Annotated in this window: 21 protein-coding genes and 1 pseudogene; 6 read left to right on the top strand and 16 right to left on the bottom strand. The window is 66.4% G+C overall.

The window, feature by feature from the left end:
- Nucleotides 1-253: 253 nt before the first annotated feature.
- The 3 genes from KNW02_RS02565 to KNW02_RS02575 all read left to right on the top strand — a co-directional run bounded on the left by KNW02_RS02565 (nt 254) and on the right by KNW02_RS02575 (nt 3174).
- Nucleotides 254-868 carry a class I SAM-dependent methyltransferase gene (locus KNW02_RS02565; protein WP_216031684.1) on the top strand — a complete coding sequence of 205 codons (615 nt, stop codon included), beginning with the start codon at nt 254-256 and terminating at the stop codon, nt 866-868.
- A gap of 267 nt (nt 869-1135) precedes the next feature.
- Nucleotides 1136-1885 (top strand): alpha/beta hydrolase, encoded by a 750-nt coding sequence (locus tag KNW02_RS02570; RefSeq protein ID WP_216031685.1) that lies wholly within the window; start codon nt 1136-1138, stop codon nt 1883-1885.
- A 2-nt stretch (nt 1886-1887) separates the two neighbouring features.
- Nucleotides 1888-3174, top strand: a complete 1287-nt coding sequence (locus KNW02_RS02575) for a glycoside hydrolase family 15 protein (RefSeq protein WP_216031686.1) — start codon at nt 1888-1890, stop codon at nt 3172-3174.
- Here the strand turns inward: KNW02_RS02575 and KNW02_RS02580 are convergent.
- The 13 genes from KNW02_RS02580 to pobA all read right to left on the bottom strand — a co-directional run bounded on the left by KNW02_RS02580 (nt 3150) and on the right by pobA (nt 17724).
- On the bottom strand, nt 3150-4406 hold the full coding sequence (locus KNW02_RS02580) for a glucoamylase family protein (RefSeq protein ID WP_216031687.1): 1257 nt from the start codon (nt 4404-4406) through the stop codon (nt 3150-3152). The two genes, KNW02_RS02575 and KNW02_RS02580, sit on opposite strands and share 25 nt — an antisense overlap.
- On the bottom strand, nt 4394-6637 hold the full coding sequence (locus tag KNW02_RS02585; protein WP_216031688.1) for a glycoside hydrolase family 3 N-terminal domain-containing protein: 2244 nt from the start codon (nt 6635-6637) through the stop codon (nt 4394-4396). The genes KNW02_RS02580 and KNW02_RS02585 overlap by 13 nt, the downstream gene beginning before the upstream one ends.
- Before the next feature lie 24 nt (nt 6638-6661).
- Nucleotides 6662-8587 (bottom strand): ATP-binding cassette domain-containing protein, encoded by a 1926-nt coding sequence (locus KNW02_RS21195; RefSeq protein ID WP_216031689.1) that lies wholly within the window; start codon nt 8585-8587, stop codon nt 6662-6664.
- A gap of 425 nt (nt 8588-9012) precedes the next feature.
- Nucleotides 9013-10332, bottom strand: coding sequence for a TRAP transporter large permease (locus KNW02_RS02595; protein WP_216031690.1), 1320 nt, complete (start codon nt 10330-10332; stop codon nt 9013-9015).
- Entirely contained in the window at nt 10329-10847 is a 519-nt protein-coding gene (locus tag KNW02_RS02600; RefSeq protein WP_216031691.1) for a TRAP transporter small permease, read from the bottom strand. The genes KNW02_RS02595 and KNW02_RS02600 overlap by 4 nt, the downstream gene beginning before the upstream one ends.
- Before the next feature lie 16 nt (nt 10848-10863).
- Complete coding sequence (locus tag KNW02_RS02605) at nt 10864-11889, bottom strand: TRAP transporter substrate-binding protein (RefSeq protein WP_216031692.1); 1026 nt, start codon at nt 11887-11889, stop codon at nt 10864-10866.
- Nucleotides 11886-13193: a lyase family protein gene (locus tag KNW02_RS02610; protein WP_216031693.1), complete on the bottom strand. Its 1308-nt coding sequence runs from the start codon at nt 13191-13193 to the stop codon at nt 11886-11888. The genes KNW02_RS02605 and KNW02_RS02610 overlap by 4 nt, the downstream gene beginning before the upstream one ends.
- Nucleotides 13190-14023, bottom strand: a complete 834-nt coding sequence (locus KNW02_RS02615) for a 3-oxoadipate:acetyl-CoA acetyltransferase (protein WP_216031694.1) — start codon at nt 14021-14023, stop codon at nt 13190-13192. Before KNW02_RS02615 ends, KNW02_RS02610 begins: the two co-directional genes overlap by 4 nt.
- A gap of 8 nt (nt 14024-14031) precedes the next feature.
- A complete protein-coding gene (pcaG, locus tag KNW02_RS02620) occupies nt 14032-14652 on the bottom strand; it encodes a protocatechuate 3,4-dioxygenase subunit alpha (protein WP_216031695.1) in 621 nt (206 codons plus the stop codon).
- Between the two features lies 1 nt (nt 14653).
- Nucleotides 14654-15376, bottom strand: a complete 723-nt coding sequence (pcaH, locus tag KNW02_RS02625; RefSeq protein WP_216031696.1) for a protocatechuate 3,4-dioxygenase subunit beta — start codon at nt 15374-15376, stop codon at nt 14654-14656.
- A complete protein-coding gene (gene pcaC / locus KNW02_RS02630) occupies nt 15373-15774 on the bottom strand; it encodes a 4-carboxymuconolactone decarboxylase (protein ID WP_216031697.1) in 402 nt (133 codons plus the stop codon). Before pcaC ends, pcaH begins: the two co-directional genes overlap by 4 nt.
- A complete protein-coding gene (pcaD, locus tag KNW02_RS02635) occupies nt 15767-16555 on the bottom strand; it encodes a 3-oxoadipate enol-lactonase (protein WP_216031698.1) in 789 nt (262 codons plus the stop codon). The genes pcaC and pcaD overlap by 8 nt, the downstream gene beginning before the upstream one ends.
- Nucleotides 16555-17724 (bottom strand): 4-hydroxybenzoate 3-monooxygenase, encoded by a 1170-nt coding sequence (gene pobA / locus KNW02_RS02640; RefSeq protein ID WP_216031699.1) that lies wholly within the window; start codon nt 17722-17724, stop codon nt 16555-16557. Before pobA ends, pcaD begins: the two co-directional genes overlap by 1 nt.
- A gap of 88 nt (nt 17725-17812) precedes the next feature.
- Here pobA and pcaQ point away from each other — a divergent pair, with 88 nt between their 5' ends.
- Nucleotides 17813-18727: a pca operon transcription factor PcaQ gene (gene pcaQ / locus KNW02_RS02645; protein WP_252733360.1), complete on the top strand. Its 915-nt coding sequence runs from the start codon at nt 17813-17815 to the stop codon at nt 18725-18727.
- Nucleotides 18728-18916: 189 nt separating this feature from the next.
- The gene (locus KNW02_RS02650) at nt 18917-21403 is read left to right on the top strand and encodes a S8/S53 family peptidase (protein ID WP_216031700.1); all 2487 of its coding nucleotides are present in this window, start codon (nt 18917-18919) and stop codon (nt 21401-21403) included.
- Here the strand turns inward: KNW02_RS02650 and KNW02_RS02655 are convergent, their stop codons facing one another.
- The gene (locus tag KNW02_RS02655) at nt 21404-22531 is read right to left on the bottom strand and encodes a phosphatase PAP2 family protein (protein ID WP_216031701.1); all 1128 of its coding nucleotides are present in this window, start codon (nt 22529-22531) and stop codon (nt 21404-21406) included. It lies immediately after the preceding gene.
- Nucleotides 22532-22678: 147 nt separating this feature from the next.
- Between KNW02_RS02655 and KNW02_RS02660 the strand changes: the two genes are divergently transcribed.
- Nucleotides 22679-24238 carry a hypothetical protein gene (locus KNW02_RS02660; RefSeq protein ID WP_216031702.1) on the top strand — a complete coding sequence of 520 codons (1560 nt, stop codon included), beginning with the start codon at nt 22679-22681 and terminating at the stop codon, nt 24236-24238.
- A 40-nt stretch (nt 24239-24278) separates the two neighbouring features.
- On the opposite strand, the gene KNW02_RS02665 is transcribed toward KNW02_RS02660, so the two are convergent.
- The gene (locus KNW02_RS02665; RefSeq protein ID WP_216031703.1) at nt 24279-24617 is read right to left on the bottom strand and encodes a hypothetical protein; all 339 of its coding nucleotides are present in this window, start codon (nt 24615-24617) and stop codon (nt 24279-24281) included.
- 218 nt (nt 24618-24835) lie between these two features.
- Nucleotides 24836-24978 (bottom strand): annotated as a pseudogene (locus KNW02_RS02670) (IS5/IS1182 family transposase); the annotation flags it as partial.

Consider the following 24978-nt stretch of genomic DNA (forward strand, 5'->3'; position numbering starts at 1 on the left):
TGTGCAGAAATTGTCATGATCGTTCAATACCATCCCGCATCAGGCACATGATTTTGGTGAGACAGGCCGGAAAGGGAAGCTGCGATGCCCGTCGCTGTGAGAGGCAAAACAACCATATTTCAATGCACTGGATGGGCGGGGCGCGTCTGTTCTTTCGGCCTGATGCGGGCGGGGCCGTCATCGCCGATGCAGTCCGGCTCGCCACGGGCGCTTGCCCCCAGCGGTTTTCAATCATGGCAGAGGATCTTTCGACATGACCAGGCATGAACGACTGACCGATCCACGGGATCGGCATTTCTCGGCGGCGCTTGATTTCGGCCGCGAATGGCTGCGCGCGCCGCTTCGCGTCGGCGCCGTGGCCCCATCCGGCTCGGCGCTGGCGCGGGCGATGACCAGGGGGTTGTCGGATGAGGACGGGCCGGTGCTTGAACTCGGCCCGGGCACCGGCGTCTTCACCGCCGCCCTGCTGGCGCGCGGCATTCCGCCCGAACGGATCGCGGCGATCGAACTGGGCGAACATTTTGCCGTGGCACTGGCCCGCCGCCTGCCGCGCGTGACGGTGCTGCAGGGTGATGCGGCGCGTGTCGGGCGCCTCACCCCGTTCGGCGCCGGGCAGGCTGGCAGCGTCGTCTGCGGCTTGCCGCTGTTGTCGATGCCGCCCTCGATCGTGCTCAGGATTCTTGCCGGCGGTTTCGCCGCCCTGAAGCCTGACGGACAGTTCCGCCTGTTCACCTACGGGCCGAAATGTCCGGTGCCGGCACCCATCCTCGACCGTGTCGGCATTGTCGCGCGGCGCGCGGCCTTCGTTCCGCTGAACATTCCGCCCGCCTCGGTCTATATTCTGAAGCGGGAGGTTCGCGCCGCATGAAGATACAGGCCGATCCGAATGACTTCGCATCAGCCGCCATGATGCGCCTTCTGGCGGCGGGGCTGGCGCGGCAGGGCATTCCCGTGCCTGTCCGCCCGCCTTCCGGTGCGCATGTGCCGCGCCCCCTCAAGCGCGGCGTTCTTCAGGCGGTGATGGCCGCGCATGGTCCATTGGCGATCCCCCGGGCACCCGAAGGAATGGCCCGGCACGCGCCATCCAGATATTGCCCCATTGGAGCGGGCGAGCGTTCGGGCTAGAACGATCCCCATGACAGCTTCGACACAGATCTGGACAGACAGCGCCCGGCGCTTTGCGGTTGCGACGCGCGGTGGCAGCATTCCCGTGGTCGTGGCCGCGCCCTCCGACAATCCGCCGGGGACAGTGCTGCTGGTCCATGGCCGGAACGGCGCCCCCGGCCAGATCCAGATCGCCGAAATCGCCGATGCCTATCTGGCCCGCGGCTGGCGCGTCGCGGCGCCGGAACTGCCGAATTCCGTCGCCCTGCCCGAATCCGGCCCGCCCGATCAGGTGACCTTCTCGGGCCATACCGCTGCCGCCGCCAAGGCATGGGCCTGGCTTGCCGGGCAATGGCCCGATCAGCCGCGCGCGCTGGCGGGGCACAGCATCGGCGCCTATGCGATCGCGCATCTGGCCGGCGCGACGCCCGAACTGCAGCACGTCCTTGCCGTCTCGCCGCCGCTTTCGGGTCGCGTCCTGCTGAAGGCGCGCGAGGCGATGGGTCCAGCCGCGATCGAGGCCGTGAAGCGCGAGGCGCCGGGATATTTCGCCGAGATGGCCACGGCGGATGCCGCCCCGGCGCTGGCGCGCGTGACCGCGCCGCTCGCGGTGGTCACCGGTGCCGAGGATGGGCTGGTGCGCTTGCAGGACGCGCGCGCCTATTTCAACGCCGCGCCGAACGGGCGTTTCTTCGCGGCGCTGCCGGGCCTGCATCACTGCCCGGCGGGCGAGGACTGCGGCCGGATGTTGGCGGATGCGCTCGTGGCGCTCGGCGCCTGAACATGGACCGCCCCGATCCCGGCTGGATCGAGGCGCAGCGGCTGGCCTCTGCCCGCGCCATGCGCGGGGCCTGCTCGGCCACCCATCTGACCCGCCATCGCGAGGGGTTCGGCTGGGTGCTGCGCCCTGCGCCGGGCTCGATGCTGGCCTCGCCGCGCATGGCGGCCTGGGATCCCGAGCCTGATTACTTTCACCACTGGATCCGCGATTCCGCCATTGTCCTGCGCGCCGTGCCGCTGGCCATTGCCGCCGAGCCGGGGGCGCGCGGCTTCTGGCTGCGGCATCTGGTCGATTTCATCCGGTTCTCGCTGGCGATCTCGGACCCTGAACGGCGCGGACCGGCGCGGAACCCGCTGCGCGCGACCGTCTTGCCCAGCCATGCGCAATATCTGCGCCCGGACGCGGAACTGGCGGCGCTGACCGGCGCGGCCTGGCTGGAGGAGCCGCGCGTCGCCGCCGACGGCGCGCCCGATCCCGAACAATGGAGTCGCCCGCAGGACGATGGCCCGGCACTGCGGGCCACGGCGGTCATGGTCGTGCTGGACCTGTTGCCCGAGGCCGCCCGGCCCGAGGCCGAGGCGCTGGTCGCCCGCGACCTTGCCCATACGGCGCGCATCGCCGGCCGGTCCTGCATCGGCCCGTGGGAGGAGGCGCCGCCCCGCCGCACGACGTTTACCCTTCTGACGCAATGGGACGCGCTGGATCGGGCCTGCGCGCGCGATCCGCAGATGCGCGAGGCCGCCGACCGGATAGAGGCGCTGATCGCCAAGGCCGAGGATGCGGCGACCGGCGGCTGGCGCGAAAGCGTCGAGGCGCCCGAGGGGCGGTTGGACGCGGCGACCTGCCTTGCCATCCTGCATACGCGGCGCCAGCAGGGCCCGTTCGCCATCACCGCCCCGCGCGCCCGCGCCACGATGGCGGCGCTGGAGGCGATATTCGCGGGTCTTTACCCGATCAATCGCGGCCGCGCGGTCCCTGCCATCGGCCGCTGGGCGGGGGATGTCTATTGCGACGGCAATCCCTGGTATCCGACGACGCTGGGCTATGCCGAACTGCATTACCGCATCGCTGCCGCCACCGCCGACGCCGAGGCCCTGGCCAAGGCCGAGGCGTGGATGCATCTGATCCAGCAGGTCGCGCCGCGACCCGCCGGCCCGCTGCCCGAACAGTTTGACCGCCATGACGGCGCGCCGGTCTCGTGCCTCGATCTGGCATGGTCGTCGTCGGCCTTTCTTGAGGCCGCGGCGGCGCGGGACATGGCGATTCAGGCGCTGGCGGGGTCCAGATAGGGCGCGGAAAAGCCAAGCGCGCGCAGCCCGCGCCGGATCTCGGGGCGGCCCGAGATCAGCCGCCACAACAGGCCCGAGCGGTGGTTTTCCAGCCCGATGACGATGGGGGCCTGATCGATGGCCAGCCGGCTTTCCGCCACCCAGTCATGCGACAGGCTGAAGGCATCGAAAAACCCCGCCTCGCCCCAGATCCTTGCGCCCAGATCGTCATGCAGGTGACGCAGGAACGGCATCGCCTCATCCGGCGCAAAGGGGAAAGAGCCAAGCGCGGCGGTGGGTGTGATGACGCCGGTATCCACGGTCGGCGAATGGGCGGCGTAGCCTGCGGGGTCGTCGCTGGCGGTCAGGCCCCAGCATTGCGGCCCGTAGCCCGTCCAGCCATGCGGGTTGGTCAGGCAGTGATGGCGGTTCACCAGCGCATGCGCGCGCGCCTGCATGCCGTAATCGGCATAGGCGTCGCGCAGCCCGCGCGGGTCGATGCCCAGAAACGGGTATTGCGACATGAACAGCGGCCCGCCCCAATCGGGACCCAGCGGCAGGGGTATGTCGCCATAGCTGCGCCCGTTGCGAAAGGCCGGCGCTTGGGCCCAACTGTCATGATACGAGGTCGCGGGGATCGGGTGGTCAAGCGAGCCGGCGCCCAGCACGAAGACCGGCAGCGCCTCGTTCCAGCCCCGGATCGGCAGCGCCTCGGGCTTCCATGGCCGGTCGGGGTGGCGGTGCCAGATGACCGCGCCATCCTCGCGCAGATGCGCGGCCCAGTTCACGGCATTGAACAGCGCCTCGATCCGCGCGCCGACCGAGGGTTCCTCGGCAAAGAAGGCCGCCGCGCCCAGCAGTCCCAGCATCAGAAACGCGGTCTCGACCAGATCGCCGCCATCGTCACCCGCCATGAAGGGGATGACCCGCCCGGTGCTGCCGTTCATGAAATGCGGAAACACCCCGTCGAAACAGTCGGCACTTTCCAGAAAACCCACCAGCCGCTCGACCCGGTCAAGGATCTCGCGCCGGGGCCGCCAGCCGCGTTCGGCGGCGACGATCTGCGCCAGCAGGCCAAAGCCGGTGCCGCCGGTGCAGACGGTTTCCTCGACATCATAGCCGAAGGCGCCGCCGCTGCGTTCGCGCGCCATGCCGCTGACCGGGTGGCTCCAGTCCAGGAAATAGAGCGCGGTGGCCTGTGCCACGCGGTCGCGCAGGGCGGCATCGTCAAGGCCCCGGATCAGGTCAGCCATGTCAGTTCCACCATTTGCGTGTCGCGGCTGTTCGGGCCGACATGCAGCCGGATCAGGCCGGGGTCGCGCAGCCATTCCACCGCCTCAAGCGAGGGCGCGAGGGGATAGCGGAACTGTTCGGCATGGACCGGAAACACGAGTTCGCAGCTTTCGCCGGGGGCCAGCGTGACCTGCCTGAAATCGATCAGCCAGCGGCCCGGGCGGGTCACGCGGGCCACGGGGTCGCTGGCGTAAAGCTGCACCGTCTCGGTCATTTCGACCGCGCCCGTATTGCGCAGGGTGACGCGCAGTTCCACCGGCTGATCGGCCCGGGCCGCATCGGTTGACAGGCGCGGCGGATCATAGTCGATCCGGCCATAGCCAAGCCCGAAGCCAAAGGGAAAGCGCGGCGCATCGTCGGGCAGATCCAGCCAGCCGGTGCGGAACTTGGCGAAACGGCCGGGATCGGGTCGGCCGGTGGGTTCATGGGCATGCGACAGCGGCACCTCGCCCGGATGCGCGGGCAGGGTGACGGCAAGCCGCCCCGCCGGGCTGGCCGCGCCGAAGATCAGATCCGTCACGCCCTCGGGGCCGGCGACGCCGCCATGCCATGCGTAAAGCAGCGCATCGGCCTGTTCCGCGATCCTGCCCAAAGCCAGCGGCCGGCCGGCAAAGACCACCACCGCCAGCGGCTTGCCGGTGCCCGCCAGCGCCTCGATCAGGCGGCATTGCGGCGCGGGCAGGACAGGCGACAGGACCGAGGAGGATTCGCCCGCGTGCTCCTTGGCCTCGCCCACCGCCGCCACGATCACATCCGCCGCGCGGGCGGCGGCCAGCGCCTCGGCCAGCAGTTCGGCTTCGGGGCGGGGGTCGCGGGTGACGGTCACGCCATGCACGTTCAGGCGCTGCTCCAGCCAGGGTTCATCGACGATATTCGCGCCCCAGACGGTATCCGGCGCCCGCCCGGTCAGCGCGGCCACGGCCTCGTGCAGCGGCACGACATCCTCGGCCCGGCCCGAGACGGACCAGGTGCCCAGCATGTTCGCACGGTCCGCCGCCATGGGGCCGATCAGCGCGACCCGGGCCGAGCGCGACAGCGGCAGCACGCCGTCGTTCTTCAGCAGGACGGCGGCGCGGGCGGCGGCCCTTCGCGCCAGATCGCGCCCCGCGCGACGCGAGGGCGCAGGCGTCCCGCCATCCAGCCCGCGAAACGGATCGTCCAAGAGGCCCAGCCGTTCCTTGAATTGCAGCACCCGGCGGCAGGCGCGGTCGATCAGCGCCACGATCGCGCTGGCGGGCAGCACCAGCCCGGCCTCGGGCGCATCCAGCCCGTCGCAGGCCAGCGCCGGCAATTCGCGCAGGTAATCCTCGCCCACCATGTCCATGTCGACGCCCGCATGCAGTGCCCGCGCCACCACCACCGGCGCCGGGCCAAGCCCATGCGCGATCAGTTCCTGCACACCCGTATAGTCCGAAACCACCAGCCCGTCGAAGCCCTGGCCCCCGCGCAGCCAGCCCTCGACCAGCGGTGCGTTGGCGTGCATCGGCAGCTTGTTGACCGCGTTGAAGGCGGTCATGACGCTGGCCGCGCCGGCCTTGATCCCGGCCTCGAAGGGCGGCAGGTAGACCGACAGCAGATCCTCCCATGCCAGGCTGACATTGTCGTAGTCCCGGCCGCTATCCGGCGCGCCGTAAGCCACGAAATGCTTGAGACAGGCTGCCAGCCGGCGCGGCCCGGCGGGGTCATCGCCCTGAAAGCCGCGCACCGCGGCGGCGGCCGCGCGTGCGGCCAGCAGCGGATCCTCGCCCGGCCCTTCGGCCACCCGGCCCCAGCGGGGATCGCGGCAGATGTCGATCATCGGCGCGAAGGTCAGATGCAGCCCCTCGGCCGCGGCCTCGGCGGCGGCGAAGGCCGAGGTTTCCTCGATCAGCGCCATGTCCCAGCCGCAGGTCAGCGCGATGTTCAGCGGGAATATCGTGCGCTGGCCGTGGATCACGTCTTCGGCAAAGAACAGCGGGATGTTCAGGCGCGAACCGGCCAGCGCGCGGTCCTGCATGGCGCGCGCGCTGGCCAGCGACTTGGTGCCGAAGATCGCGCCGACCTGCCCGGCATCCAGCCGGGCAGAGAGGGATGTGGACTGGCCGGCACCGGTCACCAGCCCTTCGCCGGCGGCCAGCAGGTTCAGCTGACCGATCTTTTCCGCCAGCGTCATGGCGGCCATCAGCCGCTCGACCTTGCCCTGTTCCTGCATCCCCTCGCCCCTGCTGCGAAGCCGTTATTCCGCCGCGTGCCGGACGGCGATGTAGCCGCTGGCAAGGCTCGGGCGCAGCTGCGCCATGCCGTCGCGAATCTCCAGCGCGGCCGAATAGAACGGCTCGCCGTCAGGGTCGCATGGCGGGTATTCGCTGTGCAAGACCGACAGGATCGCGGTCTGGGGCAGGCTGTCGCGCAGGATCAGGTGGAATTCCATCGCGGCATCGGTGTCCAGCGCGGCGGTCGCCTCGTCCAGCAGCAGGATATCGGGCCTGGCCAGCAGGATGCGGGCCAGCACCAGACGCTGTTTCTGGCCGCCCGACAGAACATCGCGCCAGTTCCGGCCCTGATACAGATCGTGTTCAAGGCTGTTGATGAAATGCCCCAGACCCACCCGCGACAGCGCGGCGGCGGCGGCGATATCGGAATGTTCTTCGGGGTGGTCGGGATAGGTGACCAGCGCCTTCAGCATCATGCGGTCGGGAATGTCCGCTTCTTGCCCGGCGAAGAACAGGCTTGCGCCCTCGCGCAGCGAGACGCGCCCCTCACCATAGGGCCAGAGCCCGGCCACGGCCTTCAGAAGACTGCTTTTGCCGCAGCCGTTCTGACCCGAGAGATAGATCCGGTCGCCGGGATAAAGCCGCAACTTGGGCACCGTCAGGAAGGCCGGCGTGTCATGGCCGCGATGGTGCAGGTTGAGCCCCTCCAGCGCCAGAACCGGCCCGGACGGCCGGCGGTCGCGCCGGAAGCGGCTGACGCCCGTCTCGGCATAGAAGTCCTGCCGAGCGCGCACCCGCTCGACGGCGTCGGCGACCTCGGTCAGGCGCGAGGCATTGGCGCGCAGCGTGGCGATGGCGGGCATCACGTTGATGAACCACGAGACATCCCCGATCAGCTCCGCCGTCAGCTCGCTGTTGGCGACGAAATCGCGAAAACTCATCCTGTCGGCCATGAAGGCGGGCAGGGCGGGCAGATAGGCCAGCAGTCGCGCGGACAGGAACTTGTAGACATTGGTGAACATCATCATCCCGGCGGCCAGCCAGTTCTGCTTGCCCCAGGTCTGGTCCAGATCGGCATAGAGCCGCCCGTTGATGCGGCTCTGGGCGCGTTCGCCGCGCGCCGCGGCCAGATGCCCGACGCGGTTCAGGAGGCCGCCCCATTCGCCGCGCCAGGCGCCATCGCGCCGCTGACGTTGCAGGCTGAGACGTTCGATGATGCGGCCCAGCCGCCAGGCGATGAAGGTCATGGTGGGGACATAGACCGCGACCAGCGCCAGCGCCAAAAGCGCCGAGCCGCTGTCGCCGGGCACCAGATCGATGCGCGCGGCCAGGCCCGGCCCGAACCAGCCTTCCAGCACGCCATTGGCCTGCGCCCCCCAACGATCAAGGAAGGCCACGCTCTGGCTGCGCTCCATCAGCGCGACCGAGACGAAATAGATCGAGGTGACGGAACCCCAAAGGCCCATGGTCAGCCCGATGACGCCGCCATAGAGGCTGCCGGAACATTCGTCGATGCGCTGATCGATCGCATCCGGCATCCGCGAACTGCCGCCCGATTCCGAACGATCGCTCATCAGGTCAAGGGCGATCCGCTCATCGGCCAGGATCGCATCGTTGAACCGGCCGACCAGCCAGCCCCGCGCGCGGCGGTGCAATGTGGCCGAGACCAGGTGGCGCAAGGCCACGCCGGCGGTCCGGGCAAGGAAAATGGCCAGATAGGCCGCTGCCGCCAGCAGCACCACCCGGACCGGATCGACCCCCGCCTCGGCATCATGGAAATTCGCCAGCGACGCCAGAAAATCGGCGCTGGCGACGGCGACCCAGACGCTGGACTTGCTGAGCAAGGTGGTGATCGCGAAGACGATCACCGTCAGCAGCCAGGCCTCGCGCCACCGTTCTGATACCCAATAGGCCGACAACAGGCCCCAAAAACCACTTAACCGCTTCACTTACCTGCCTCTTCTTTTCTTGCACTGCCTCCTTGATGCCGTGGCACAGCCGTGCCCTCCCACAGGAACGCCCAAGCGCCTGCGGGCCGATTTACGGCATATTTTCCGGTTTGGTTCTGGCCGCGTGGTACGATTCCCCGTGTGCGCGACCAAGCTTTAAAAATCACAATAGCAAATATATGCATGGGCGGTAAGCTGCCGATGCATATATCGACTTGTCATTTTAGATAGTTGCCGTCGATTGTTTCATCTTGGCCACAGTGTACGGCACCGCGGACATGCTGGAGGCGCGGGGCATCGGCGCCGCGCCGGTCCTGACCGCGGTCGAGCTACACACCGTCAGGAAGCCCGCATAGCGGGCTGTCCCAGGCCGATCCGGCGGGGCGGCTTCAACGCCCCCTGGCGGGCAGGCAGCACCTGCCGGCCTAACCGAACAGGCGCACCAGCCCCAGCGTGACGATCGGGAAGACGATCAGCACCCCGATGCGGATGATGTCGCTGATCAGGAAAGGCAGGACCCCCCGGAAGCTTTCCAGCATCGGCACATCCTTGGCCATGCCGTTGATGACGAAAACGTTCATGCCCACGGGCGGCGTGATCAGCCCGACCTCGACCACCACCACGGCAAGGATGCCGAACCAGATCAGCGTATCCTCGCGCGGCATGCCGAAATCGAGGCCCGCGATGATCGGGTAAAAGATCGGGATGGTCAGCAGAAGCATGGACATGGAATCCATCACGCAGCCCAGCACCAGATACAAGAGCAGCATGGCCAGCAGGACCAGCATCGGCGTCAGCCTCGATTGCTGGATCGCGCCCGCCAGCAGCATCGGCGTCTGGGTCTGGGCAAGGAAGGCGTTGAAGGTCTCGGCCCCCAGCAGGATCAGGAAGATCATCGCCGAGGTCGTCGCCGTCCCGCGCAGGCAGGCCATCAGCCCGGACAGCCGCAAGCCTCCATGCGTCACCGCCAGCACGCCGGTGCCGAAGGCGCCGACCGCCGCCGCCTCGGTCGGTGTGAACCAGCCGCGATACATGCCGACGATGACCAGCGCGAAGATCAGGATCAGCGACCAGGTCTCGCGCAGGGCCACCAGCCGTTCGGGCCAGGTGGCGCGGGGGCCGGCGGGGCCGTCCTCGGGGTTGCGGCTGACGAAGATCGCCACCGCGATCATGTAGCCCACCGCAGCCAGCACGCCCGGCACCATGGCGGCGACGAACATCTTGGCGATGCTCTGCTCGGCCATCAGCGCATAGAGGACCAGAATCACCGAGGGCGGGATCAGGATGCCCAGCGTGCCTCCCGCCGCCAGCGAGCCGGTGGCCAGCGCGCCGCTGTAGTTATAGCGCCGCATTTCCGGCAGGGCGACCTGCCCCATGGTCGCCGCCGTCGCCAGCGAGGATCCGCAGATCGCGCCGAAGGCGGCGCAACCGCCGATCGAGGCCATCGCCAGCCCGCCCTTGCGGTGCCCGAGAAAGGCGGCGGCGGTGCGATAGAGCGCGCGGCTCATTCCCGCCTTGGTGGCGAATTCGCCCATCAGCACGAAGAGCGGGATGACCGACAGCGAATAGGTCGAGAACTGGTAATAGGTCGAGGTCTTGAGGAAGGCCAGAAGCGGCCCGGTCCCGGTATAGAGCCCGTATCCGCCCAGTCCCACGGCCAGCATCGCGACCCCGATCGGAATGCGGATGGCCATCAGCACCAGCAGCACCGCGAAACCCGTCAGCCCGGCGGCGATGCCGCTCATGCCGCCTTAGCCTTCTTCAGATGGCCGATCATGGTGGCCGCGCAGGTGGCGGTCAGCAGGGCCATGGCCGGGATGACGATGGTAAAGCTCCACCAGACCGGGATGCGCAGGACCATGGATTGCTCGCCATACTGGCGCATCTCCATGCCGCCATGGATCAGCCGCCACATCAGCAACCCGGCGATCAGCAGGTAAAGCAGGTCGCCCAAGGCCTCGAGCAGGTGGTTCATGCGCGGGCCGGTCTTCTGAGTGAAGAAATCGACCAGCACATTGCCGCCGGTGGACTGGCACCAAGGCAGAAAGCAGAAGATGGCGATGGCGCTGCCGATCTCGACCAGTTCGAAATCGCCGGGAATCGGGGCGCCAAGGACGGTGCGTCTGGTGACGCTGATCACCGTCATCAGCATCATCGCCAGCAGAACCAGCCCGCCGATGGCGGCAAAGAACCGGCAGAGGGCGGCCAGCCAGCCCGGCAGGGGCACCGGGTGCGGGTGTTCGGTCAGGTCCTCGGCCATGCCGCCCTCCGACTGCCTACTGGCCCTGGGCCGTGGCCAGCATGGCCCGGGCGTCGTCCAGCATCGCCTGTCCGTCATGTCCGGCCTCGGTGACGGCCTTGACCCAAGCGTCGATCACCGGCTGGCTGGCCGCCTGCCATTCCGCCAGCGCCTCCTCGGGGATGACGGTGATCCTGTGGCCGGCATCAAGGGCCTTCTGGCGCTCGGCATCCTCGGCGGCATCGAAGGCCTCGCCGGCCAGCGCGGCCAGCGCGGCGCCGGAATTGGCGTCGATGATCTGCCGCAGATCGTCGGGCAGCGCGTCATATTTCGCCTGATTCATCACCAGCGCCATGACCGAGGTGGACAGCCCGCCATTCTCGGCCCCGAATTCGGTATGGTCCTGGGTCACGCTTTCGATGCGCAGGCTGCCGAACACCTCCCACGGGATCACCGCGCCGTCGATGACACCTGTGGTCAGCGCCTGCGGCACCTCGGGAACCGGCATGCCCACAGCGGTCGCGCCAAGCGCGTTCAGCCCGTCGGTCATGGTGCGCGATGGCGCGCGGATTTTCATCCCCGACAGATCGCCCATCGCCGCGACGGCCTTGTCCTTGGTGTGGAACTTGTAGGCCGCCGGCGCGTGGATCAGCAGTGGATGCACGTCCTTCAACTCGTCGCCCAGATATTTCGCCTGATACTCCTGCAGCGCCATGGTGGTTTCGGTGGCGGAACCCGACATGAAGGGCAGTTCGAACACTTCCGAGACCGGGAAGCGGCCGGGGGTATAGCCCAGCAGGGTCCAGCTGATATCCACGACCCCGTCGCGGGCCTGATCGTAAAGCTGCGGCGGCCTGCCGCCCAGCTGCATCGAGGGGTAGATCTGCACGTCGATGCGGCCGCCCGACTGTTCCTCGACGGTCTTTTCCCAGGGCTCCAGCACACCGGTCTGGATCGGCGCGTCCGCCGACAGGAAGTGATGCACGCGCAGCGTCACCTCCTGCGCGCCGGCAAGCCCGGTCATGGCTGCAAGCGATGCGCTGGCGAGTATCAGTCTTTTCATGGTATTCCTCCCGTTTGGTCTGCTTGTTGACGGGCCTGCGCTTCGGCATCGCCCGTATTGTTGCCGGGCGCGAGGAGACGCGCCCAGTCATGCCCCGGCGCAAGGCGCGACAGCGCCCCGGCCAGCGTTTCCTCCTCGTTGCCGGCCATCTCGGCCAGCGCCGCGCCGACCAGCCTTAGCGCCTCGGCGCGCGGCATTTGGCGGGCGAGGCAGAAGCCCGCGGCTTCGGCCAGCATCGCCCCGCGGTCGCGGGCGAAGCTGTCGGCGATGCGCTCGGGGCGCGGGGCCAGCGTCGCGGCCAGTGCCTGCGCCAGCCGCAGCGCCGCGCCGGTGCGGATGATCATCCCGGGCAGGGTCTGCCATTCGATCGCCAGCGCCGCGCCGTCGCGTTCCTGCGCATGGACCATGGCCTGATGCAGTGTGCCGACGGCGCCGGCGTTCAGCCGCGCAAGGCTGACCAGCGCCTCGGCCGCGACCGGGTTCGACTTCTGCGGCATGGTCGAGGATCCGCCGCCGGTGCCGGCGCTGATCTCGCCGATTTCCGACTGGCCCAGCAGGATCAGATCGGCGCCGATCTTGCCCAGCGAGCCCGTGACCAGCGCCAGCCAGCCGCCCAGTTCGGCGATGCCGTCACGGCTGGCGTGCCATGCGACCTCGGGGGCCGAAAGTCCCAGCTCCCCGGCCAGCACCCGGCGAACTTCGCCCATCCGGCCGGCCAGCGCCGCGCCGGTGCCTGCCGCCCCGTAGAGCGAGACGTTCAGCAATCGCGGGCGCAGTTCCGCCAGCCGTTGCAGATGCCGGGCCAGCGGTGTGCGCCAGACGGCGATCTTGGCGCCCAGCGTGGTCGGCGCGGCGATCTGGAAACGGGTGCGGGCCGGGATCGGCTGGGCCGCGAACGCCCCGGCCTTCGCGCCCAGCGTGGCGTCCAGCCCCTGCAGCCGGGCCTCGATGATTGCCAGCGCCTCGCGCAGTTGCAGGACCAGCCCGCTGTCCTGAATGTCCTGCGAGGTGGCGCCGAAATGCGCCCAGCCGGCATGCTTGCCACAAGCCGCCTTCAGCGCCCCGACCAGCGCCTGAGCGGGGATCCCCGCGGTGGCGCTGGCCGCAACCAGCCCGGCAGGGTCGGGCGCCAGCCCATCAGCCGCCGCCGCAATCGCCGCCGCCGCATCCTCTGGGATGATCCCCAGCCGGCCCTGCACCCGCGCCAGTGCCGATTCGACCCGCAGCATGGCCGAAAGCTGGGCGGGTGCGTTCAGCACCCCGCCCAGTTCGTCATCGCCGAACAGGCCGTCGGTCAGCATCATGCGGCGCGCAATCCCAGCATGTCGCGGGCCTGGGTGTAGCTCGCCACAGGGCGTTCATACTTTTCGCACAGCTCGACCGCACGTTTCACCAGCGCGGCGTTCGACGGCGCCAGCCGGTCCTTGTCCAGCCGGACATTATCCTCAAGGCCGGTCCGCGCATGCCCGCCGGACGAGATCGCCCAGTCGTTCAGCACGATCTGGTTCGAGCCGATCCCCGCCGCGCACCAAGGCGCATCCTCGCCGAACAGACGCTGCACCGTGTGGATGTAATAGTCGAAGACATCGCGATCGACCGGCATCGCGTTCTTCACCCCCATCACGAACTGCACATAGGGCGTATCCTTGATGCGGCCGTCCTTCCACATCCTCGCCGCCTGGAAGATATGGCTGAGATCGAAGGCCTCGATCTCGGGCTTCACCCCGTAGGTCGCCATTTCCGAGGCCAGCCAGTCGACCAGATCGGGCGGGTTCTCGTAGACCCGGGTCGGAAAGTTGTTCGAGCCGACCGAGAGCGAGGCCATGTCCGGCGACAAGGGCAGCATGCCGCCGCGGGTCGCCCCGGCGCCCGAGCGCCCGCCGGTCGACAGTTGCACGATCATGCCGGGGCAGTGCTTTTCCAGCCCCGCCTTCAGCGCGGCGAAACGCTCGGGGTCGCTGGTCGGTTTGCCCTCGTCGTCGCGGACATGGCAATGGGCGATGGTGGCGCCGGCCTCGAAGGCCTCCTGCGTGGATTCGATCTGTTCCGAAATGGTGATCGGCACCGCCGGGTTGTTTTCCTTGGTGGGCAGCGAGCCGGTGATCGCCACGCAGATGATACAGGGTTTGGTCATGGGAAGCCTCAGATATCGAAAAAGACGGTTTCGTCATCCCCTTGCAGGCGGATGTCGAAGCGGTAGACGGGCTTTCCGTCACGATCGTCGCGCCGCGCGATCAGGGTGGCGCGGCGTTTTTCCCATTCCACCAGGTTGATGACCGGATCCTTGGCATTGGCGTCTTCCTCATCGGGGAAATACATCCGCGTATTCAGCCCGATATTGATGCCGCGCGCAACGATCCAGAGGTTCAGGTGCGGGGCCATCATCCGGCCGTTGCGGCCCATGACCGGCCCCGGCTTGACGGTGTCGAAACCCCATTCGCCGGTCTCGAAATCGGTGATCACCCGGCCCCAGCCGCGAAAGCCCTCCTCGACCTCGCCACCGCCCTCGGGATGGGCGTAGTTGCCTTCGGAATTGGCCTGCCAGACCTCCAGCAGCACGTCCTTGACCGGGCTGCCCATGCCGTCGATGACCAGCCCCTCGACCCGGATGCGCTGGCCCCCGGCATTCGGGCCGGCGATGTCCCAGCCCAGTTCTTCGCGGTAGATGTCGAAGCCCGCAGCGCCCGGCGCAAGGCCGATATGGACGTAAGGTCCGGCGGTCTGCGAGGCGGTTTCGCGCAGATAGTTCAGTTCCTGTGGCATCTCAGTTCCCCTCCAGCCGGTTCTCGAACAGGGTCGAGCGGCGGCCCCGCAGGACGATGTCGAACTTGTAGGCAATGGCATCCAGCGGGATCGTCGCATTCATGTCCAGCTTTGCGATCAGCTGTTCGATGGCATCCGGGTCCGGGATGATCTGCACGATCGGGCATTGCCGGATCAGCGGATCACCCTCGAAGTAAAGCTGGGTGATCAGGCGCTGCGCGAAGCCGGTCCCGAAGACCGAGACATGGATATGCGCGGGCCGCCAGTTGTTGACCCAGTTGCGCCACGGATAGGCGCCGGGCTTGACGGTGCGAAAGAAGTAATAGCCGTTCTCATCCGTCAGGGTCCGGCCGCAGCCGCCGAAATTCGGGTCGATCGGCGCCAGATAGCTGTCCTTCTTGTGGCGATAGCGGCCGCCGGCATTGGCCTGCCAGACCTCGACCAGCGTATTGGGGACAGGGCGGGCGTTTTCGTCCAGCACCCGGCCATGGACGATGATCCGCTCGCCCACCGGGTCGCCATTCTTGGCATAGTTCCTGATCAGGTCGTTATCGATCGGGTCGATGTCGTTATGGCCAAAGACCGGGCCGGTGATCTCGCTTTTTGAATTCTGCAGCGAGATCATCGAATAGCGCGGGCTGCGCGCGACGCTGGTCTTGTAATCGGGGGTCAGCGCCGGTGGCTGCAGGCGTCGGTCGCGTTGATAGAATTCGGCTTGGGTCATTGGCTGCCCTCCTCGGCAGGGTCTGGCGCGTCCATTTCGGCATAGGTCTGCTTGGCCAGCTTCAGCGCGTGATTGGCGCGCGGAACGCCGGCATAGATGGCGACATGCTGGAACGCCTCCAGCACGTCGCGGCGGGATGCCCCGGTGCGCGCCGTGGCGCGGATATGCATCGGGATCTCCTCGAAATTCGCGGTTGCGGCCAGCAGGGCCAGCGTGATCATCGAGCGTTCGCGGCGGCTGATGCCGTCGCCGGCCCAGACCGTGCCCCAGGCGCCTTCGGTGATCAGATCCTGAAAGGGTTGGTCGAAATCGGTCTTGGTGGCCTCGGCCCGGTCCACATGGGCGTCGCCCAGAACCTCGCGGCGAACCTTCATGCCACGGTCGAAACTGTCAGACATGGCCGATCTCCTTCAGAAAGTGGGTCAGGATATCCGCGTATTCGCGCGGAGCTTCGACGCAGGGGATATGTCCCGCGCCCTCGATGACATCGAGCCGCGCGCCCTGGATCAGATCGGCGGTTCCCCGGACCAGATCGGGCGGGGTCGAGCCATCGGCGGTTCCCGCGATCAGCCGCACGGGCAGGCGCAGGCCGCGGGTCGAGGCGCCAAGATCGGCGGCCGCGATGGCCTCGCAGCAGGCGGCATAGCCGGCCAGCGGCTGCCGTTCCAGCATCCGCTGCCAGGGTGCTGCGTGGCCGGCCGCGCGGAACGCGGGCGAGAACCAGCGCTCCATGGTCGCGGCCCCGATGCTGGCCAGCCCGTCCCTGCGGATGGCCGCGATCCGGTCGCCCCACATCTGCGCATCGCCGATCTTCGCGGCGCTGTTCGAGATCACCAGCCCGGCCAGCAGATCCCCGTGGCGCGCGGCCAGCGACTGCCCGATCAGCCCGCCGATGGACAGGCCCACGAATACCACCTTCGACAGGCCCAGATGCCGGATCAGCCCGGCGGCGTCATCGGCAAGCTGGTCGATGGAATAGGGGCCGGGGGTTTCCTCGGACAGCCCGTGGCCGCGCTTGTCATAGCGGACAATCCGCAGCCCGGCGGGCAGATGCGGCAGCAATTCATCCCAGACCCGCAGATCGGTGCCCAGCGAATTGGCGAACATCACCGCCGGCGCGTCCCTCGGCCCCTGATCGGCGTAATGCAGATCGGCCCCGTTCACGTTTGCGGTCAGCATCAGTAGGGCAGCCCGACATAGTTTTCGGCGAATGCGCGCTGCTGCGCCTCGTTGTCGCGCAGGAAGGCGATATCGGCCTGCTGCATCTTCAGATCGAACGGACTCTGGTCCGGATAGCGGTGCAAGAGGCTGCTGAACCACCAGCTGAACCGCTCGGCCTTCCAGACCCGCATCAGCGCGCGTTCGGAATAGCGGTCGATGCCCTCGCTGTCCTTTTCCTCGTAATACTGGCACAGCCCGTGATAGAGGTAATGCACGTCGCTGGCGGCCGTGTTCAGCCCCTTGGCCCCGGTCGGCGGCACGATATGGGCCGCATCCCCGCACAGGAACAGCCGCCCCCACCGCATCGGCTCGGTCACGAAGCTGCGCAGCGGCGCGATGGATTTCTCGATGCTGGGGCCGGTGACCAGACGGTCGGCAATCTCTTCGGGGACACGGCGCCTCAACTCGCCCCAGAAGGCGGCGTCGGTCCAGTCCTCGGGGTGATCGGACAGGGCGCACTGGAGGTAATAGCGCGACAGGTTCTCGTTACGCATCGAGCAGAGCGCGAAGCCGCGATCGGAATTGGCATAGATCAACTCGTCATGCACGGGCGGCGTACGCGACAGCACGCCCAGCCAGCCGAAGGGATAGGTCTTCTCATATTCGCGCCGCACGTTCAGCGGGATGGTCTGGCGGCTGACGCCATGAAAGCCGTCGCAGCCGATGACGAAATCGCAATCGATGCGGAAATCGCCGCCCTCCTGCGTATAGGTGACGCAGGGACTGTCGGTGTCGGCGCCGTGGATGGCGACGTGATCGACCTCGAATTCGGTCTGCGCGCCCACCGCCGCGCGGGCGTCATAGAGGTCGCGCGTCACCTCGGTCTGGCCATAGATCACCACCGGCCTGCCGGTCAGCTTCTTGAAATCGATATGGAACATCTCGCCGTCGCAGGCGATCTGGGTGCCGTCATGCAGATAGCCCTCGGCATAGAGGCGATCAGCGACGCCCGCTTCCTCCATCAGCTTGACCAGACCGGCCTCCAGAACCCCGGCGCGGATCCGCCCCAGAACGTAGTCGCGGGTCTTGCGTTCCAGCACGACCGCCTCGATGCCGCGCTGGTGCAGCAACTGGCCCAGCAGCAGACCCGAGGGGCCACCACCGATGATGACGACTTGTGTACGCATGATCTCCTCCTCTTGCCGGGAAAGTCACATATTGAAATAAAGAAGTAAAATGAGATAATCGCCAATATACTTACCGAAATTGGAAATCATGGACCGCCGCATCAAGATCCGCCATCTGCAGGCCTTCACCGAGATCGTGCGTCAGCGCAGCCTGAAGCGTGCTGCTGAGCGGCTGTTCCTGACCCAGCCGGCCATTTCGCGCACCCTGTCCGAGCTGGAAGAGATCGTCGGCGCGGAACTTCTGACCCGCGGGCGCGGCGGGGTGGCCCTGACCGCGCCGGGCGAGTTCTTCCACGGCTTCGCCCAGGCCAGCCTGTCGGCGCTGGAACAGGGTCTGGCCGGGATCGAGGAGGCCGGACGGCAGGGCGTCATGCAGTTGCGGGTGGGGGCGCTGCCCTCGGTCGCGGCGCGGCTGATGCCGGAGATCGTCACGCAACTGTCCGAGATTGCGCCCGATCTGCGCCTGACCATTGCCGATGGTTCGCATGATCACCTGACCGGACTGTTGCGCGGCGGCGAGCTGGATCTGGTCATCGGCCGGCTGGGCGCGCCCGAGACGATGCGCGGGCTCAGCTTCACCCAGCTTTATCTGGAAGAGGTCGCCGTCGTCGTGCGGCCGGGCCATCCGATCCTTGCCGATCCCGACCTGCGCCGGATCGGCGACTGGCCGGTGATCTACCCGCCCCCCTGGGCCGCGATCCGGCCCTTCGTGGAACGGCTCTTGATCACCGAGGGCGTGCCCCTGCCGCCGCGCCGGATCGAGACGGTCTCGGGCGCCTTCGGCCGGGCCTACATGCCGGGAAGCGACGCGGTCTGGCTGATCTCGGCCGGGGTGGTCGCACGCGAGGTGGCCCAGGGACAGTTGGTGCGGCTGCCGATCCCGACCGACATGACCGAGGGGCCGGTCGGCCTGATGACCCGCGCCGGGGCCACCGCCAGCGCGTCGCAGCAGCTGTTCGCCACGGCATTGGACCGGACGCTGCGCATCCTGGGGCTGGACTGAAGCAGCCGGCCAAGGCCGGTCGGCCGAATGTCCGGTCGTCCAGCCGGCCCGTGGCGGATGTTGTTGCCCGGATCGCCCGCCCGAGGGTGATGGGGCGTTTCCTTGGTCGAGGCGGCGAATCGTGGCAGGATGCATGACAGGGAGGATCCGGTCATGTGCTGTGAATGGCAAACCGAGCCGATGAAGCACGTGGGCAAGGAAACAGCCTATTCCGACTGGATGGAGCAAATGCGCCCCGATCATCTGCGGCAGAAGCTTCCCGTGATCATTCTGAATTCGGACAAGGCTTTCCCGGTCTTTGTCGGCGAGATCGAATTACCTTACTGGCGGCCCGTCTATGTCTACCTGAAAGGTGATGCCGCCGCCGATATTGCCCAGAATGCGCGGAAATGCCTCGACGAGTGGAACGGTTGCTGGCCATCGATCCTTCTGGACTATGATTCCCTCAACAAGCTGAGGAAGCTCAGCGTCCCGCAGGCCGGCGATCAGATCCCCGAGGGTGACCGCTTCATGTTCGTCTATACATTGGAATGGTTTCCGTTTCCGATGCCGGGTGAACTGATCGAATTGCGGACCGGACCCTATATCCCAGGGGTTTCGCTGGGGACCTGTGCCGGTGCCGCGGGCGACATGCCTCATGTTCACACCGCGGGCCGCGATGACCCGCCGGTGGATAGCAGCGTTGTGGTGACCGCCGTCATCGACGCGGATATCGGCATCGCCAATGCGCGGTTTCGAAACCCCGACGGGACGACCCGCATTCGGCAATTCTGGCGGCAGCATCAGGGCACGACCCGGGGGCTGAGCGATCTTGTCACCGGACAAGGGTTCGACGCGGCTGATATCAACCAGATGCTGAGCGACTCAAGATCGGATGAAGCGCTGTTTTACCACCTGCTGCGAAGCGGGGCTTACGGCACCAAGAGATGGCTAGGAGTGGATGGGTCGAGTGGTCGGCGCGCCTTCCTGAAGGATGGCGACGGGACGGATTCGCCGAGTTGGGAACATGAACTCGCCGCGCGCCTGATCCATGTTCTGGAGGTAAGAAAAAAAGTTAAGACTTCGGCCTGTCCGTTCAAGTTTCACCCCATCAGCAGCGAGAGTTGGAGAAAGGATCACGAACCGGGCGACGGGACTACGAATATCGTCAGCTATATCAAATCGTTGATCGGCCGCGCCGGAACGCCAGATGGCGAGACGGTCGCGCATTTGGCCGAGTATTTGGTCATGCAGCCAGGGAAGCCCGATCTCGATGAGACATCGCGGATCGAATGGGAACTCCTTCTTCGCGGCGCGAATTACGATTCGCCCCGCGATGCGCGCAGGGTCGGGTTCCGTGCCGGCCATGGCACTCATATCATGGATCTGGCGGCGGGCTGGCCGGCCGAGGAAGCGCCCGAAAACCGACCCATCGTTGCGGTCGAACTGCCCGATTACGTGATCGAGGATATGTCGGGCGCCCGGCTTGAGCTGTTCGTCCTGATGGCGATGCACCGCATCCTGCACTGGGTCGATGACTGGCACGGGACAAGGGTTCCGGTCGTGGTCAATATCAGCCTGGGAAATGCCGCCGGCCCCAGGAACGGCCTGGGTTTTCTCGAGGCCCAGCTGGAAAGGCTGGCGCGACGGCGCAACGATGCGGGAGTCGCCACCAAGGTGGTGATCGCGGCCGGCAACGGCTATCGCGGGCGGCTGGCAGCGGATTTTGCCATCGATGGTCCGGGCGCCGCGACGGAAGAAGTTTTGTGGCGCGTTCCGCCCGGCGATCACAGCCCAAGCTATCTGGAAATCCGGGCCGATGACGTGCGGAACCTGAGCCTGACCATCGCGACGCCCGATGGTACCAAAAAGGAAATTGATCTGTTGAACGGCGCCAAACTGATCTGCGACGGGCGGATGGTTGGTCGCGTCTATCGGAGCGATGACGGCAATGGCGAGGTGCTGACCCTGGCGCTGGCCGCCACCTCGGAACTGGATTCGCCCTATCGACAGGCGCCGGCCGGAACCTATCGGCTGGTCTTCGGCAACAAGGGCGATCGGCGAATGTCCGTCAATCTGGGTATTCAGCGCGATGAAACCCTGTCGGGATACCCCACCTATGGCAAACAGTCCTATCTGGATCATCCCAGCCTGCGCGGGCGCGATGCGCTGACGCGGAACATGGACGCGCCCGACCCGTACCATCCCGGTCAGCGGCCGATTTCGCGCCTGCACACGCTGTCCTCGTATGCCACGATCGAGGGAGAGAACTTCTTTGTCATCGGCGGCGCGATTGCGGATCAGATCGATGACCCTGAAATCCGGTCCGAAGGCAGGGCGGCGGCCTATAGCGGCGCGGGGCCGACTTTGGGGGCGTCCCGGGATGGACCCGACCTCGGGGCGGTGTCCGAGGACGGACCCGGTTCGCCCGGACGGCTTGCGGCCGGATATTTCAGCGGGTCCTGCGTGGCCTATAGCGGTACCTCGACCGCCACCGCGCGCGCAACCCGGGCGATCGTGGATGCCCTGTCGTCCCTTGGGCCGGGCGATACCGGGATCAAGAAAGGCATTCTTGAAAACCGGCATGTGCTGGGCACCCCACTGCCCATATCGCCGGATTCCCGTCTGGGCTATGGTATCCTGACGGACAAGGCGCTGCCGGGACGGGTGTCCCGGCGACGCTACCTGTGTCCCTGACTACTCGGCGGGTTGTTTCGGTTTTGCTGCTTGCTCGGGAAGCAGATCCGCCCAGTAGCTTTGCAAGAGGGGTGATGCGAACGTACCGAGGCTTGTATCACTTCCCGTTGCGGACAGGCAATCCTTCAGCGTGGGCAGGGTAAAGTCGAGGCCATAGTTTGCTTCACTTTGCGAGCTATCGGGATCGTCGAAGGGAGCGATCTTTTTCGGGGCGTTCACTTCATTGCCCGTGAACGCTCCCCAGACATATTCACCCAGCATGATCCCCAGCATCGCCCCGGCGAGGCTGTCGATCGGGTAATGTACGCCGGCAACGATGCGGTTCTCGGCGATCCGTGCCGCAAGACGAAACAGCATGTGGGTATTCTGATTGGCGGCGCCAATGACATCCTTTGGTGCCGCTCCGCCCAGCATCCGGTTCATTACGCTGGCGACGGCGAAGGCTTCGCAGGCGTGACCGCTTGGATAGGTGCTGTGATCCGGGGTCTGGATCATCGGAAAGACCTCGGGCGCCAGTTCGATCGGGCGTGGCGATCGGCAGAAATGCTTGACCATCATTTCGACATGCGTGGCGAGCCGGATCGTGGCGGACAGGATCTCGACCTGCTGGCCATGACGTTCATCGTCCAGGTAGGACAGGCCGCCGAAGAACGACAGGATGTCGCCAAGTTGCATGCTGATCTCGGCCAGTCGATCCTCGCGCAGATCGGCATAGCTGTGCAGGTGATAAAGCTGGGCGTAAAAGACCTCGTTCGGCGGGCGTGGAATCTCGATCCCGTTCGGGGGCGGCGACGCTGACCCCAGGAATACGACCTTTGCGCCCCCTTTCGCGTGATCTTCGATGTGGACCCTCACCATCCTGTGCAATTCGTGGTCGATGATGAATGCGCGCTGCTGGGGTTTGAGGTAGCAAATATCAGCGATCGACAGCAGATCGGGCAACCGCTCAAAATCGCTCTTGGGATTCCAGTAGCCGATGATCCCGTCCCGGGTGGTGATCAGCGCACTGTTCAGCAATGTCGACGAAAAGCCGCCAACATTCCCGACATTCCCGACGTTGCCCACATTGCCCACATTGCCGACATTCCCGACGTTGCCGACGTTGCCCACATTTCCAACGGTTCCCATTTTACCCTCCTGTCCGCTTTTCAAAGAGATGACGTGATGGTTGTGCTGACGTGGGGATTACACCGCGCGTCGCCTATTCGTTTATTTTACTCCCGCATTTTGCTATGATCCGCTGTCAGGATGACCTTTTCTGCAGATTGGAATTACATGGTCATACTGCGTCTTTTTGGTCCGATTTCCATAACGTCGAAAAGCGGGCAGGTCCTGACTCCGAAAGGGGCGAAACCGCAGGCGCTGATCGCGCTTCTGGCACTGGCCCCGGAAATGAGGCGCAGCCGCGTCTGGCTGCAGGACAAGCTGTGGAGCGACCGCGGGCCCGAACAGGCGGCGGCCAGCCTGCGCCAGGCGATCTATCAGTTGCGCGGCAGCCTGGGTGAGCAGGCCGATATCCTGATCTGCGACCGTCGAAGCGTCGCGCTTGCCCCGGGCCGGGTGCAGATCCTGCCGCGCGTTGATCCGCGCGAGGGCGAGTTTCTGGAAGGGATCGATATCCGCGACCCGGAATTCGAGGACTGGCTGACGGTGCAGCGCATGGAGGATACCGGGGTGGCCGCGCCTGCCAGCATCGCGGCGCCCGGGCAGACCCGGACGCGCGTCCAGGCAAGCCTGCGCATCCGGGTCGATCGATCGATCATTCCCGACAGGCAACTGATATGCCAGCTTGTCGCCGATATGTTCGCGCGGGCATTGAGCGAACGTGCCCTGGTCGATGTCCAGATCGGCGAGGCAGGCGAGCCGACCGATTTCGAACTGGACCTGACGATCTTTCCCGGCGACAGCGTGGTCGTGCGCGGCCAGTTGACCGAAGTGCGGTCGCGGCGGCATTGCTGGTCGCAAAGCACCGCGCTGAAGCCCGACGCCGATGCCCCGTTCGAACAGGCCCGCATCGCGCGCTTTGTCAATGCCGGAACCGAGGCGGCATGGCAGGCGCAACTGAGTACTGCCCCGGCCGGGCCGACCTGCCCGATCCGCATCCACATGGCCGCGCGGCGCATCTTCGGCTTCCGCGACGGTGATCTGGCCGCTGCCAATGACATTCTGAACGAGGCGGACGACGAAGAGGCGACCGCGCTGGCCTGGCGCCTGATGCTGCGGATGATCGAGGGGGTCGAGCGGACCCGCCGCATCGATCACGCCTTCCGCGACGAGGTCGATGACCTGATCCACACGGCCCTGATCGTGGGGTCGGGAAACTCCATGACCCTGGCGGCCGTGGCCAAGGCGACGATGAATATTCTGGGCCGGCCCGAGGACGGGCTGATCGTTGCGCGCAAGGCGGTGCGGATCGGGCCGAGCAACCCGTTCGCCTATAACGCGCTGATGAACGGGCTGACCATGTGCGGCGAGTTCCATAAGGCCTATCAGGCAGCCAGCTTTTCCAGCTTTGTCGCGCGGTCCACCCATGCGTCACATTTTTTCGACATGGGCCATGCCGTCGCGGCGCTGGTCACCGACCGGCTGGACGAAGCGCGTCAGTTCGTGCACCGCGCCGCGGCGACCGCCCCCGCCTCGCGCCCGGCGCTGCGCTATCTGGCCATTCTCGAAGCCCATGCCGGCAATCTGGATCAGGCTGACAGCGCGCTGCGCCGCCTGAGCCGGATCGAGCCGGATTTCGATGTCAGGCAGATCGCCGAGGATCCCGATTACCCGGTGGTCTCGCTGCGCAAGTCGCAGCTGCCCGATGATGTGCTGAGGGTCTTCTACTGACGCCGCGCCCTGCTGCGTGGGGCCGGCTTGGGGTGCAGGTCTAGACACTGTCATCAGCTCCCGCCTCCCTCTCGGTATCGGCCAGCAACTGGTCGATGATGGCAATCAGCTTTCTCGCCCCGCTTTCGGCGATGGCCGGCTGCCGGATCACCGCGCCCTGATGGCGGGCGCTTCGGGCAGCCCGCGCCAGCGCCCCGGAAAGTCGCGCCTCGTTCCCGCCGATGCCGCGTTCGATCCGCCGGATCTTCACGATTGCATCCTGCAATTCGAATCTTACCAGAAAAATGGCCGAATTTCTGTCGCGCAGTTCTGCGGTTTTTTCCAAACCCTGCCCAAACCGAATCTCATGGTCGCGCAGATCGCAGATCGCCTCGACCACGGCCAGCTTCAGGTTCTGCATAGGCACTGTCGTCATCTCTGAATTCCCCGGAACGCTTGGTCGGTGAGTGCAGCTGATCGATAATGGATTCCGCCAGGTTTCAACCGACGTTTCAAAAGCGTATCGCAGTATCGTCATCGAAACGTAAATTCGCGCAGGCAGCTGACTCTGTTGCGCAAATCAGGTGTCGGTCAAGCTTCCCCTTTCCCCGGATAGACTTATCCTATGGCTTCCGTGACAGGTATGCCGAGCGCGGTGAAGCCGTTCATGACGGCAACACGAACCTGAAGTTCGGCGACCTGACGGTCAGGGTCCCGGGCCATGAGGCGTTGTCCGAGAAGCTTCATGCAGTGCATCCTGG

The organism is Paracoccus marinaquae, assembly GCF_018860165.1.
Taxonomy (GTDB): domain Bacteria; phylum Pseudomonadota; class Alphaproteobacteria; order Rhodobacterales; family Rhodobacteraceae; genus Paracoccus; species Paracoccus marinaquae.